This is a genomic window from Streptomyces cadmiisoli (assembly GCF_003261055.1).
Taxonomy (GTDB): Bacteria; Actinomycetota; Actinomycetes; order Streptomycetales; family Streptomycetaceae; genus Streptomyces; species Streptomyces cadmiisoli.
On the sequence record NZ_CP030073.1, the window covers coordinates 1,523,615 to 1,535,949 of the forward strand.

The 12,335-nt window shown below is 72.8% G+C and carries 12 protein-coding genes; 4 read left to right on the plus strand and 8 right to left on the minus strand.

From position 1 onward, the window contains the following. Positions 1-91: 91 nt before the first annotated feature. Positions 92-949 carry an AAA family ATPase gene (locus DN051_RS06325; RefSeq protein WP_112438186.1) on the plus strand — a complete coding sequence of 286 codons (858 nt, stop codon included), beginning with the start codon at positions 92-94 and terminating at the stop codon, positions 947-949. Next, a complete protein-coding gene (locus tag DN051_RS06330) occupies positions 946-2,307 on the plus strand; it encodes a VWA domain-containing protein (RefSeq protein ID WP_112438187.1) in 1,362 nt (453 codons plus the stop codon). Before DN051_RS06325 ends, DN051_RS06330 begins: the two co-directional genes overlap by 4 nt. Here DN051_RS06330 and DN051_RS06335 read toward each other — a convergent pair whose 3' ends face one another. After that, entirely contained in the window at positions 2,308-3,009 is a 702-nt protein-coding gene (locus tag DN051_RS06335; protein WP_053760611.1) for an SDR family oxidoreductase, read from the minus strand. 195 nt (positions 3,010-3,204) lie between these two features. Here DN051_RS06335 and DN051_RS06340 point away from each other — a divergent pair, with 195 nt between their 5' ends. Continuing rightward, positions 3,205-4,179 carry an NAD(P)-dependent alcohol dehydrogenase gene (locus DN051_RS06340; protein ID WP_053760610.1) on the plus strand — a complete coding sequence of 325 codons (975 nt, stop codon included), beginning with the start codon at positions 3,205-3,207 and terminating at the stop codon, positions 4,177-4,179. A 36-nt stretch (positions 4,180-4,215) separates the two neighbouring features. Here the strand turns inward: DN051_RS06340 and DN051_RS06345 are convergent, their stop codons facing one another. The 4 genes from DN051_RS06345 to DN051_RS06360 form a co-directional block, all read right to left on the minus strand. Beyond that, entirely contained in the window at positions 4,216-5,202 is a 987-nt protein-coding gene (locus DN051_RS06345; protein ID WP_112438188.1) for a pyridoxal-phosphate dependent enzyme, read from the minus strand. Continuing rightward, on the minus strand, positions 5,199-5,906 hold the full coding sequence (locus DN051_RS06350; protein ID WP_053760608.1) for a helix-turn-helix transcriptional regulator: 708 nt from the start codon (positions 5,904-5,906) through the stop codon (positions 5,199-5,201). The genes DN051_RS06345 and DN051_RS06350 overlap by 4 nt, the downstream gene beginning before the upstream one ends. A gap of 164 nt (positions 5,907-6,070) precedes the next feature. Then, on the minus strand, positions 6,071-6,841 hold the full coding sequence (locus tag DN051_RS06355; protein WP_112442095.1) for an ABC transporter permease: 771 nt from the start codon (positions 6,839-6,841) through the stop codon (positions 6,071-6,073). Positions 6,842-6,843: 2 nt separating this feature from the next. After that, on the minus strand, positions 6,844-8,193 hold the full coding sequence (locus tag DN051_RS06360; protein ID WP_053760607.1) for a lysine N(6)-hydroxylase/L-ornithine N(5)-oxygenase family protein: 1,350 nt from the start codon (positions 8,191-8,193) through the stop codon (positions 6,844-6,846). Positions 8,194-8,314: 121 nt separating this feature from the next. On the opposite strand from DN051_RS06360, the gene DN051_RS06365 reads away from it, so the two are divergent. Further along, complete coding sequence (locus DN051_RS06365; protein WP_112438189.1) at positions 8,315-9,262, plus strand: methionyl-tRNA formyltransferase; 948 nt, start codon at positions 8,315-8,317, stop codon at positions 9,260-9,262. Between the two features lie 44 nt (positions 9,263-9,306). Here the strand turns inward: DN051_RS06365 and DN051_RS06370 are convergent, their stop codons facing one another. The 3 genes from DN051_RS06370 to DN051_RS06380 are packed head-to-tail and all read right to left on the minus strand — an operon-like array spanning position 9,307 to position 12,308. Continuing rightward, a complete protein-coding gene (locus DN051_RS06370; protein WP_053760605.1) occupies positions 9,307-10,161 on the minus strand; it encodes an ABC transporter ATP-binding protein in 855 nt (284 codons plus the stop codon). A gap of 7 nt (positions 10,162-10,168) precedes the next feature. Then, the gene (locus DN051_RS06375; protein ID WP_053760604.1) at positions 10,169-11,263 is read right to left on the minus strand and encodes a FecCD family ABC transporter permease; all 1,095 of its coding nucleotides are present in this window, start codon (positions 11,261-11,263) and stop codon (positions 10,169-10,171) included. Positions 11,264-11,267: 4 nt separating this feature from the next. Continuing rightward, the gene (locus DN051_RS06380; RefSeq protein ID WP_053760603.1) at positions 11,268-12,308 is read right to left on the minus strand and encodes a FecCD family ABC transporter permease; all 1,041 of its coding nucleotides are present in this window, start codon (positions 12,306-12,308) and stop codon (positions 11,268-11,270) included. Positions 12,309-12,335 lie beyond the last annotated feature (27 nt).

Below are 12,335 nucleotides of genomic sequence, written 5' to 3' on the forward strand. Positions count from 1 at the left end.
CCGTGACAACGTGGGTGAACAAGCGCTTAGATAGGTCACGCTCGCTCGGACAGGTGTGGGTTCCGATTCACCGCGACCGCCGGAGGCCCGGTTGTTCTCTTCCGTCGACGACGTCTCCGCACGCCTCGCCGAGACCGGCTATCTGGCGTCGCCCGCGGTCGCCACGACCGTCTTCCTCGCCGACCGGCTCGGCAAGCCGCTCCTCGTGGAGGGCCCGGCGGGCGTGGGCAAGACCGAACTCGCCAAGGCCGTCGCGCGGGTGGCACAGGCGCGCCTGGTACGGCTCCAGTGCTACGAGGGGGTCGACGAGTCCCGGGCCCTGTACGAGTGGAACCACGCCAAGCAGCTCCTGCGGATCAGCGCCGGCCGCGGCGAGAGCTGGGACGAGGCCCGCACGGACATCTTCAGTGAGGAGTTCCTGCTCGCGCGTCCGCTGCTGACCGCGATCCGCGGCGAGGACCCCAAGGTCCTGCTGATCGACGAGACCGACAAGGCGGACGTCGAGGCGGAGGGCCTCCTGCTGGAGGTGCTCAGCGACTTCCAGGTCACCGTGCCGGAACTGGGCACGATCACCGCGACGCGCCGCCCCTTCGTCGTCCTCACCTCGAACGCGACCCGGGAGCTCTCGGAGGCGCTGCGCCGCCGCTGCCTGTTCCTGCACATCGGTTTCCCGGAGGAGGAGCTGGAGCGGCGGATCGTCCGTCTGAAGGTGCCCGGGATCGACGCGGCACTGGCCCGGTCGGTGGTCCGGGTGGTCGGCGCGCTGCGCGCGATGGACCTGCGGAAGGCGCCGTCGGTGGCCGAGACCGTCGACTGGGCGCGCACGCTGCTCGCACTCGGTGCGGACACCCTCGACGAGGGCCTCGTCCGCGACACGCTCGGCGTGCTCCTGAAGCACCAGGACGACGTGCTGAAGGCGTCGGCCAAGCTCGACCTGGACGCCGGGTGACCGCGCCGGGCCCGGATGCCGCGTCACGGCTCACCGGGTTCGTCGGCGCCCTGCGCGGGCACGGCGTGCGCGTGGGCACCGGCGAGACCGTGGACGCCGCTCGCGCGCTCGAGGCGCTGGAGTTCGCCGACCGCGAACTGCTGCGCGAGGGGCTGGCGGCGACGCTGCTGCACACCACGGACCAGCGGCGGGTGTTCGACCAGGTCTTCGACCTGTACTTCCCGCGCGGCGTCGGAGCGCCCGAGCACGGCCCGGCGGACCGGGACGGGCTGCGCGACCGGCTGGCGGCCGCGCTGGCCGACGGCGACCTCGCGCTGCTGGACCGGCTGGCCGCCGAGGCCGTGGACGGTTTCGGCGGATACGGTTCCTCCCCCGCGTCGGACGGCTGGTCGTCGTACCAGACGCTCGACCGGATCCGCCCGCAGACGCTGCTCGCGCGGGTCCGCGCCGACCTGCGGGCCCGGTCGGACACGGAGGGCTTCGACGACCGGCTGCTCGACGACGAGATCCGGCGGCGCATCGAGGCCTTCCGCGGGCAGGTGGCCGCCGAGGCCCGCCGCAGGGTCGCCGAACGGCGCGGCCGGGAGGAGATCGCCCGGCGGGCCGTGCCGCCCACCGCCGACCGGGTCGACTTCCTGTACGCCGGCCGGGACCGACTCGTCGAGCTGCGCCGCGCCGTACAGCCGCTCGCCCGCAAGCTGGCCACCCGCCTGGCCGCCCGCCGGCGCCGGGCCGCGCGCGGCAGCATCGACCTGCGGCGCACCCTGCGCGGTTCGCTGTCGACGGGCGGTGTGCCGATGCGGCCGGTGCTGCGCCGGCGCCGTCCGGTCCGGCCCGAGCTGGTGCTGCTGTGCGACGTGTCGGGTTCGGTGTCCGGCTTCTCGGACTTCACGATGCTGCTGGTGCAGGCGTTGCACGACCAGTTCAGCAAGGTGCGGGTGTTCGCCTTCGTCAACCGGATCGACGAGGTCACCGGGCTGCTGACGCACGGTGCCGCCGACGCCGACGCGCTGGGCGCGCGGATCCGGGCCGAGGCGACGCTCACGGGCTGGCACGGCAGCAGCGACTACGGCGTCGCGCTGGGCGAGTTCGCCGAGCGCCACGGCGCCGCGACCGGCCCGCGGACGACGGTGTTCGTCCTCGGCGACGCGCGGACCAACATGAGCGACCCGAACCTGGCGGCCGTCCGGCAGATCGCCCGGAAGGCCCGGCGCGTGCATTGGCTGAACCCCGAACCGCGCTCCCAGTGGGGCACCGGCGACTCCGCCGCGCCGCTGTACGCGGCCCTGGTCGAGATGCACGAGTGCCGCAACGTACGGCAGCTGAGCGCGCTGGTGAGCCGTCTGCTGCCGGTCTGATCAGGCGGCCAGCTGCGGGTAGAGGACCGCGGGGTCGGCCGACAGCCCCGCCTTCACCTGGCGTGTGACGTCGTCGGCCAGCACCTCGAGCGCACCGGATTCGATGCCGTCGAGGGCCTGGGCGGCCACGCTCTCGGGCGTGGACTTCGGCGCGTCGACCTTGGCGGTCATGTCCGTGTCGACGTATCCGACGTGCAGTCCGGTCAGATCGATGCCGCGCGGCTTGAGGTCGAGGCGCAGGGAGTTGCTCTGCGACCAGAACGCGGCCTTGGAGGCGCTGTAGGAGCCGGCTATGCCGAGCCAGGACAGCACCGAGTGGACGTTGAGGATGTGGCCGCCGCCGTTGCGTTCGAGGATCGGGACGAAGGCGCGGGTGACCAGAAGGGGCCCGTAGAAGTTGGTCTCGAACTCGCGGCGGACGTCCTCGACGGGCGAGTCGAGGAAGTTCGCGCTCACCGAGGCGCCCGCGTTGTTGATCAGGATGGTGACGTCCTGCGCCTGCGCGGCGGCCGCCGCCACCGAGGACGGGTCGCTGACCTCCAGGGCGAGCGGCACGGCATCGGGGTGCGTGACGGTGCGCGGGTCACGGGCGGTGGCGTACACCTTCGTCGCGCCGCGCTCGTACAGCGCCTCCACCAGCGCCTTGCCGATGCCGCGGCTGCCGCCGGTGACCAGGGCCACGGAGCCTTCGAGGGTGGTCATGGTGTCTCCAGGGTCTCGGACCGGCTTGGAAACCGATCGGTTTACGCTTCCGGAAGAGAGTAAACCGATCGGTTTCCATCGTGCAAGCGCAGCAGGTCGACACGGGCGGGATGGTTCTGCGGGAGTAGGGCTCCTCCCGGATGTCCGCGGCCGTCCCGCTCACCTACGCTCTGGAACGACAGAGGGGGGGCTCCGATGAAGGCAGTGGTTCAGGACCGCTACGGCCCGGTGGACGTCCTGGAGTTCAAAGAGGTCGAACAGCCCGTCCCCGCCGCCGGTGAAGTGCTGGTGCGGGTGCGCGCGGCCTCGGTCAACGCCTACGACTGGCACTTCATGCACGGCGACCCGAAGCTGGCCCGCGCCGCGTTCGGGCTCCGGCGGCCGAAGGCCCCGATCCGGGGCCGGGACTTCGCCGGGGTGGTGGAAGCGGTCGGGGCGGGCGTCGACGGGCTGAAACCCGGCGACGAGGTGTACGGCGAGGCGGACGGGGCCTTCGCCGAGTACGTGTGCGCCCCAAACGGCGCGGTGGACCACAAGCCGGCCCGTCTCTCCTTCGAGCAGGCGGCGGCCATGCCGCTGGCCGCGAACACCGCGCTGATCGGACTGCGCGACGTGGCGGCGGTCGAGTCCGGTCGCAGCGTCCTGGTGAACGGCGCGTCGGGCGGGGTGGGCACGTTCGCCGTGCAGATCGCCAAGGCGTACGGCGCCGAGGTCGTCGGTGTGTGCAGCACACGCAACGTCGATCTGGTCCGCTCGCTCGGCGCGGACCACGTCATCGACTACACGCGCGAGGACTTCACCCGCGGCGGACGGCGCCACGACGTAGTCCTGGACCTGGTGGGCAACCGTTCACTGGGCGAGTTCCGGCGCGCGCTCACCGCCGGCGGAACGCTCGTCCTGTCCGGCGGGGGGTTCTACGAGGGCGGCAGCCTGGTCGGCCCGATGGGCCTGTTCCTCAAGCGTCGCCTGCTGGCTCCCTTCGTCGGACAGCGGCTGCTCGAACTCCCGGCCAGGCCCAGCAAGGAGAACCTGGCGGCGCTGCGGGAACTCGCCGACTCCGGGAAGGTGACCCCGGTCGTGGAACGGACGTATCCGCTGCGCGAGGCGGCCGAGGCCATCCGGCATCTGGAGGTCGAGCACGCGCGCGCGAAGATCGTGGTCACCGTGTGAGGCCGGCGCCCGTGCGGGGGACGGACGGGAACGGTCTCACCGGTCCCGGTCGCCTCCCCCGCACAGCCCGGCGAAGCGCGCGGCGTCGATGTTGCCGCCGGAGACGATGACGCCGACGCGGCGCGGCAGGGGACCGGCGCGACCGGAGAGCAGCGCGGCCAGCGGTGTGGCGCCGCTGGGCTCGACGACGATCTTCAGCCGCTCGAAGGCGAATCGCATCGCCCCGCGGATCTCGTCGTCGTCGACCAGTTCGATCCCGTCGACCAGTCGCCTGTTGATGGAGAAGGTCAGCTCGCCGGGTGTGTGCAGCGCCTGGCCGTCGGCGATGGTGCGCGGCACCGGGACGGCGACACGCCGGCCCGCCTCCAGGGACCGCTTGGTGTCGTCGCCCGCCTCGGGCTCCACGCCGAGGACCTGGATGCCCGGGTGCAGCGCCTTGGCCACCGTGGCGCTGCCGGCGATCAGCCCACCGCCGCCGACGGGGGCGATCAGCGCGTCGAGCTCCCCCACCTCTTCGAACAGTTCCAGAGCGGCCGTGCCCTGACCGGCGATCACATGAGGGTGCTCGTACGGCGGGACGACGGTGAGCCCCCGCTCGGCGGCCAGGGCCCCGGCGATGGCGACACGGTCCTCGGTGTACCGGTCGTAGGTGACGATCTCGGCGCCGTAGGCCGCGGTGGCCTCGCGCTTGGAGGGCGGCGCGTCCTCGGGCATGACGATCACCGCGGTGGTGCCCAGCTCCCGCGCCGCGAGGGCGACGGCCTGGGCGTGGTTGCCGGACGAGTAGGCGGCGATGCCCCGCGCGAGCTGCTCGGGGGTGAGCCGGGAGGCGGTGTTGTAGGCGCCGCGGAACTTGAAGGCGCCCGCGCGCTGGAAGTTCTCGCACTTGAGGTGGACCTCGGCGCCGACCAGGGCGTCCAGGGTCCGGGAGCGCAGCACCGGGGTGCGGTGCGCGATGCCCGCGAGGCGGGCGGCGGCGTCGCGGACGTCGTCCGGCGTGACGGGCGAAGAGGTGGTCGTCACTGGTCGTCCCCCTTGGACGTCGGGTCGGTGGCGGCTCTCGCCTGGGAGAGGTAGCTGTAGGCGGAGGCGCGGGAGATGCCGAGGCGGGCGGCGACCTGCTCGACCGAGCGGCGCACCGCGAACACCCCGTGGTCGTCGAGGCTGCGGAAGAAGTCGAGCCGGCCGGCGCGGTCGAGCCCGGCCCAGGGCTGGGGCCGCCCGACCCGGTGGGCGTCCAGGACGGCCTCGACGACCGAGTCGAGGTCGTTGCCGAAGGTGGTGACCGGTGCCGCCGCGGTCACCGGATCGCCGGCGCCGTGGCCCTCACCCTCACCGGCGAGCGCACCGAGCAGCGCGTGGGCCTGCCGGATCGCGCCCACGTCCACGTTGACGCACAGGGCGCCGAAGACCGTGCCGGCTGAGTCTCGCAGCACCATCGTGGACGACTTGAGCAGTTGTCCGGCCCCGGTCCGGGTGACGTAGTTCAGTTCGTCGCCCGCCTCGTCGCCGCGGGCGAGGACACGCATGCCGATCTCGCTCATCGCCCCGCCCGCCACTCGGCCGGTGACGGATCCGGCGACGGCGACCACGGACTTCTCCGGCCGCCGGTAGTCGTGCAGCACCACCTCGCAGACGGGCCCGAAGGTCGCCGCGACACCGCGGGCGACGGGGACGAGCGCCGCGATGATGGCGTCCCGTTCGGCTTCCCTGTCCTGCCCGCCCACACCGCACCGCCCTGGACTGAATTTCCAATGTCTGGACACTCAGTCTAGTCCGAAGGGGCGGGAGGCGGGCAACCCGCTTTTCCGCGGTCCGGCGGTGCGCCGATCCGACGGTGCGGTAGCGCGATGGCGCACGGTGCGGCGATCCGGCGTCCGGTCGGCCGGGATCAGCGGTGGAGGCGGCGGCGGGCGACGAGTTCCACCGTCAGGGCCACGGAGAGCGTCTCGACGGCCAGCAGGGCGATCAGCACGAAGACCTGCACGGCACCGGCGAGCACCGGTGAGGCGCCGGCCAGCAGCATGCCCACGAAGGCGCCGGGCAGCGTGACGAGGCCGACGGTGCGGGTCTGGTCGAGGGCGGGCAGGAGGGCGTCCGACGCGGCCGGGCGGGCCACTTCGAGGCGGGCGTCGCGTTCCAGCAGGCCGAGTGCCAGACCGGCCTCGACCTCGCCGTGCCGCTGGTCGAGCTCGTCCAGCGCGCGGCGCCCCGCGAGGACGGTCGCGGTCAGCGCGCCGCCGATCAGGATGCCGCACACAGGGACGACGGCGATGCCGGGCACGGGCAGCAGCCCGGCCAGCACCAGCCCGGTGACGACGGGCGCGACGGGCACGCAGATCGGCACGGCTGCCCACCACCAGGTCCGGTTCGCCGTGACGCGCCGCCCGGCGGTGCGGGTCGCGACGGCCGACATCAGCAGCAGGAAGCCGAACAGGGCCCGGATGTCGCGCACGGCCCAGCCCACGACCAGGGCCACGACGCCCAGTTGGACCGGCGCCCGGACACCCGCCGTCACGATCTCGCGGGCCCGCGAGTGCGAGGCGTCACGCGACAGTCGGAAGCCGGCGGCCACCGCGGTGGCCGCCAGCAGCAGGACGACGAGGGCCACGGCGAGTGCCGTGTCGACGGGCAGCAGTGTCCCGGCGGCGAGACGGCGCACCGTCACCCCCGGCCGACGGGCTGTTCCGCCTCCAGGGTGTTCGCGGCATGCCGTGCGAGCACCGAGGAGCAGATCTCCCCGGCCCGTACGGCGGTGGTGGACAGCAGGGTCGAGGTGAGGCCGTGGGTGTGCTCGGTGCCGCCCTGGAGGTAGATGTCGGCGGTCACGTTCGGCGCGGTCGTCACGCGGTGGTCGCGTCCGACCTTCAGGGCGTCCTCCTCGTCGCGCAGGCAGAGCTTGCCGATCTCCCCCAGGTTGTCGCCGATGCCCTGGGGCTGATAGCCGGTGGCGTAGACGAGGAGGTCCGCGGCGAGCACCTCGCGCTCCCCCGTCGGCAGGAACTCCACGGTGACCCGGACCTCGTCCCCGTGGGACTCGACCTCCCGGATCCGGGAGACGTTGAGCATCCGCAGCCGGGACACGCCCTGGACCTTCTCCTGGTACATGGTGCGCGACAGCGCCTCGATCAGATCCACGTCGACCACCGAGTAGTTGGTGCTGCGGTGGTAGTCGAGCAGCGACTGCTTCACCTCGCGCGGCGCCCCGTAGTACAGGTCCACGGCCTCGGGGTCGAAGATCCGGTTGGCGAACGGGCTGTCGTCGGCGGGGGTGTAGCCGTACTTCGCGAACACGGAGCAGATCTCCGCGTCGGGCAACCTGCGGTGCAGGTAGTCGACCGCCTCGGCGGCGCTCTGGCCCGCGCCGAGCACGACGGCGCGCCGTATCGGCCGGGCGGAGCGGACGACTTCGTCGACCCGGGGCAGCAACTCGCTGTTGTGCCAGACGCGTTCGGACAGCAGGGCGTCGGGCGGCAGGTGCGGCTCCAGGCCGGTGGCCACGCAGATGCTGCGCGTGCGGCGGACGGTCGACCGCCCCGGCGCGCGGGGGTCCCTGGTGGCGACGTCGAAGTAGCGGACCTCGCCGTCCTCGGTGACCGGCCGCACCGAGCACACCTCGGCCGAGTACTCCACGCGCTGCGTGAGGCGGGCGGCCGCCCACTCGAAGTAGTCGTGGAACTCGATGCGCAGGGGGAAGAGGGTCTTCTGGTTGAGGAAGTCGACCAGCCGGCCCTGCTCGCGCAGGTAGCACAGGAAGCTGAAGTCGCTGGTCGGGTCACGCATCGTCACCAGGTCCTTGAGGAAGGACACCTGCATCGTGGCGTCGTCGATGAGCATGCCGCGGTGCCACCCGAATCGCGGTTGCTTCTCCAGGAATCCGAAACGGAACCCGTCGGCTCCGGCCGACGCCGCGGCGCGCTCGTGGAGCGCGATGGCGAGTGCGAGGTTCGATGGGCCGAAGCCGATGCCCAAGAGGTCGTAAATGGAGTCCGGCCCGCTCTGCAGCGTGGTCACCGCGTCATCGCCTCCCGTAAGGGGGGAGCCCAGCTTTCCCGAAGTGGGTGCACGGGCTCCCCCAAACAGGCACATGCTAGATAAGGTAAGCCTTACCTAGCAATGGCTGAGGAGGACTCATATGCGGGTCGTCATGTTCGGCTACCAGACGTGGGGACATCGGACGCTGCGGGCCCTGTTGGGCTCCCGGCACGAGGTGGTTCTCACCGTCACGCACCCCAGGAGCGACCACGCGTACGAGAGAATCTGGAGCGACTCGGTCGCCGACCTCGCCCAGGAGCACGGCGTACCGGTGCTGATGCGCAACCGGCCCGGCGACGACGAACTCCTGCGCGCCCTCAAGGAGGCCGAGCCGGACATCATCGTGGCGAACAACTGGCGCACCTGGCTGCCACCGGAGATCTTCGACCTGCCACCGCACGGCACGCTCAACGTGCACGACTCGCTGCTGCCGTCGTACGCCGGCTTCTCCCCGCTGATCTGGGCACTCATCAACGGCGAGCAGCAGGTCGGCGTCACCGCGCACCGTATGGACGCCGAACTCGACGCGGGCGACATCCTGTTGCAGCGCGCCGTACCGGTGGGCCCCGAGGACACCGCGACGGACCTGTTCCACCGCACGGTCGACCTCATCGGTCCGCTCGTCACCGACTCGCTGGACCTCATCGCCTCCGGACAGGCCGTGTGGACCCCGCAGGACCGCTCGCGGTCGAGCTTCTTCCACAAGCGGTCCCCGGAGGACAGCCGGATCGACTGGACCTGGCCGGCGCAGTCCCTGGAGCGGCTGGTGCGGGCCCAGTCGGACCCGTACCCCAACGCCTTCACGCACCACCGGGGCGAACGCATCCGGATCGTGTCGGCGGCGGTCTCCGAGGGCCGTTACGGGGGTACACCGGGGCGGATCTTCATTCGCGAGGGGGACGGTGTGGTGATCGTCGCCGGCACCGAGGCGCGCTCGGGGCGGCTGCCCGGTCTGGTGGTGAAGCGGCTGCGCACCGAGGACGGCACGGAGTACGCCGCGACGGACTACTTCCGTTCGATGGGCGGCTATCTGACGCCGCACCCCTGACGGCCGGTTCGGCCGGGACCGGACGCCGCGCCGGTCCCGGCGGGTCAGCCGGTGGAGCCCGCCACCGGCACGGCGGCCTGGTCCGCCGCTCCCTCGTGGTGGCGGCCCATCGGGATGACCATGGGCGTCCCGCTCACCGGGTCGGCGCCCACCACGCACCGCAGCCCGAAGACCTCCTCCACCATCGCGGCGGTGACCACGTCCGCGGGTGCGCCCTGGCCGACGATACGGCCGGCCTTCATGGCGACGACGTGATCGGCGTACCGGCAGGCCTGGTTGAGGTCGTGCAGCACCATCACCACGGTCCGGCCCTGATGCCGGTTCAGGTCCGTGATCAGGTCGAGGACGTCGATCTGGTGCGCGAGGTCGAGATACGTCGTGGGCTCGTCGAGCAGCATCACCGGGGTGCCCTGGGCGACCGCCATGGCGATCCAGGCCCGCTGCCGCTGCCCGCCGGAGAGTTCGTCCACCGGGCGGTGCGCGAGGTCGGTCATCCCGGTCGCCCGCAGGGCGTCGTGCACCGCCTCCTCATCGGCCGCCGACCACTGCCGCCACCACGTCTGGTGCGGTGACCGGCCGCGCCCCACCAGGTCGACGACGGTCAGCCCCTCCGGGGCGACCGGTGACTGCGGCAGGATGCCGAGCCGCTGCGCCAGGGCGCGGGTCGGGATGGTGTGCACCGAGCGCCCGTCGAGACGGACGGTGCCGGCCCGGGGGGTCAGCAGCCGGGCCAGGGCGCGCAGCAGCGTGGACTTGCCGCAGGCGTTGGCGCCGACGATCGCGGTGACGCGTCCGCGGGGCACCACCAGGTCGAGGCCGTCGACGACGATCCGGTCGTCGTAGGCCAGGCGCAGGCCCTCGGCCCGCAGGTCGGGGCCGTCGAGGGAACCGTTGTCCATCACGTCGTCAGCCTCCTGAGCCGGCACGGTTGGCGCGGACGAGCAGCCACAGCAGTACCGGGGCGCCGAGCACACCGGTGACGATCCCGACCGGGAGTTCCGTGTCCGGGACGAGCTTGCGGGCGATCAGATCGGACACCAGCACCATCACCGCACCGGTGAGTCCCGCGGTCAGGGGCGGCGGGAAGGAGGTGCCGGCCAGCCGCTGGGCGACCTGGGGGGCGGCGAGCGCGACGAACGCGACCGGTCCGGCCGCCGCCGCCCCGAACGCGGCCAGCCCGACGGAGATCAGCAGCACGGCGACCCGGACGGCCTGCACGCGCGTGCCCAGTCCCCGGGCGACGTCCTCACCGAGTTGGAGCGTGCGGGTCAGCCGGCCGAGCAGCAGCGCCGCCGGCAACAGCAGGGCCAGGGTCACCGCGAGCGGGGTGATCTGCTGCCAGGTGCGGCCGTTGAGGTTGCCGACGAGCCAGCCGAGCGCCGCCTGCGCCTGGAAGCGCTGCCCGCGGGCCAGCAGGTAGTCGGTGGCGCTGGTGCAGATCCAGGCGACGCCGACACCGACGAGCACGATCCGGTACCCGGTCGTGCCGCGCCTCCAGGCCAGGACGTACACCAGGACGGCCGCGGTCAGCGCGCCGAGCAGACCGAGCGCCTGGGTGCTCAGGCCCGCGTCCCAGCCGAGGACGATGCCCGCGACGACCGCCGTACCCGCGCCCTGGGTGATGCCGATCATGTCGGGGCTGGCCAGCGGATTGAGCGTCACGGTCTGGAGCAGGGCGCCCGAGACGCCGAACGCGACACCGACGAGCAGGCCCGCGAGGGCGCGGGGCAGCCGCAGTTCACGCACGATGAGCTCGGTGCCCGGGTCGCCGGCGCCGACCAGTGCCCGCATGACATCGGTGAGCGGGAGGGAGATGTCGCCGACGGCGGTCTCCACGCTGAACGCCAGGAAGGCCGCGACGGCGAGGCCCAGGCACACCGCCACCAGACGGGGCCGCACCACCCCGGACACGGTCGGGACGGCGAGCCGGAAGGCGGCGCGGCCCGGGCTGCGGGGCGGGGGCGCGGCATCGGTGCGGCCGGGGGCGAGTTCGGTCGTCATGGGCTCAGTGCTCCGCGAGTCGGCGGCGGCGGACCATCGCGATGAAGAACGGGCCGCCGATGAAGGCGACCAGGATCCCCGCCTGGATCTCGGTCGGCCGGGCGATGAGCCGTCCGGCGATGTCGGCGGCCAGCAGCAGGCAGGGGGCGAGCACGGCCGACAGGGGCAGCAGCCAGCGGTGGTCGGGGCCGACACCGGCCGCTTGCAGGAGGACCCGCACGATGTGCGGCACGACCAGGCCGACGAAGACGACCGGCCCGATGACGGCGACCGCCCCGCCGGTGAGCAGCGTGACGGCCACCACCCCCTGGACGCGCACGAGTCCGAGCCTGAGTCCGAGCGACTTCGCCACGTCGTCGCCGAGCGCGAGGCTGTTCAGGCCGGGTGCGCAGGCGAGCGCGAGGACGGCGCCGACGACGAGGAACGGCAGCACCCGCAGCAGGACCTCGTCGTCCTGGTTGGCCAGCGATCCGGCCGACCAGAAGCGGTAGCGGTTCAGGGCGTCCGGGTCGGTGAGGGCGACGGCGCTGGTCAGTGAGAACAGCAGCGAGGTGACGGCGACGCCGGCCAGGGCGAGTTTGACCGGAGTGGTGCCCGACCGGCCGAGTCCGCCGAGGAGGTAGACCAGGACGCTGGCGGCGAACGCCCCCGCGAAGGCGAACCAGACGTAGCCGTGGACGGTACCGATGCCGAGGACCCCCACCGCGAGCACCACGGCGAACGCGGCGCCCGCGCTGACGCCGAGGATCCCCGGGTCCGCGAGCGGGTTGCGGGTCAGCGCCTGCATCAGCGCGCCCGACAGGCCGAGGGCGGCGCCGGTGGCCAGCCCGAGCGCGGTGCGCGGCAGGCGCACGGACCAGATCACGTCGTCGATGCGGGCGTCGGGCGGTTGGCCGAGCAGCGTGTGCCAGACCTGGCCCAGGGGTACGTCGCGGGCGCCGAACGCCATCGACAGGGCGCACAGCGCGAGCAGCGCCGCGCCGCAGAGCGCGAGCAGGAGTACTGCGCGGGGGCCTTTCGCCGCCCGGACCGCCGAGGTCCCCACGTCCAACTTCCTTTGATGAGGCTTGCC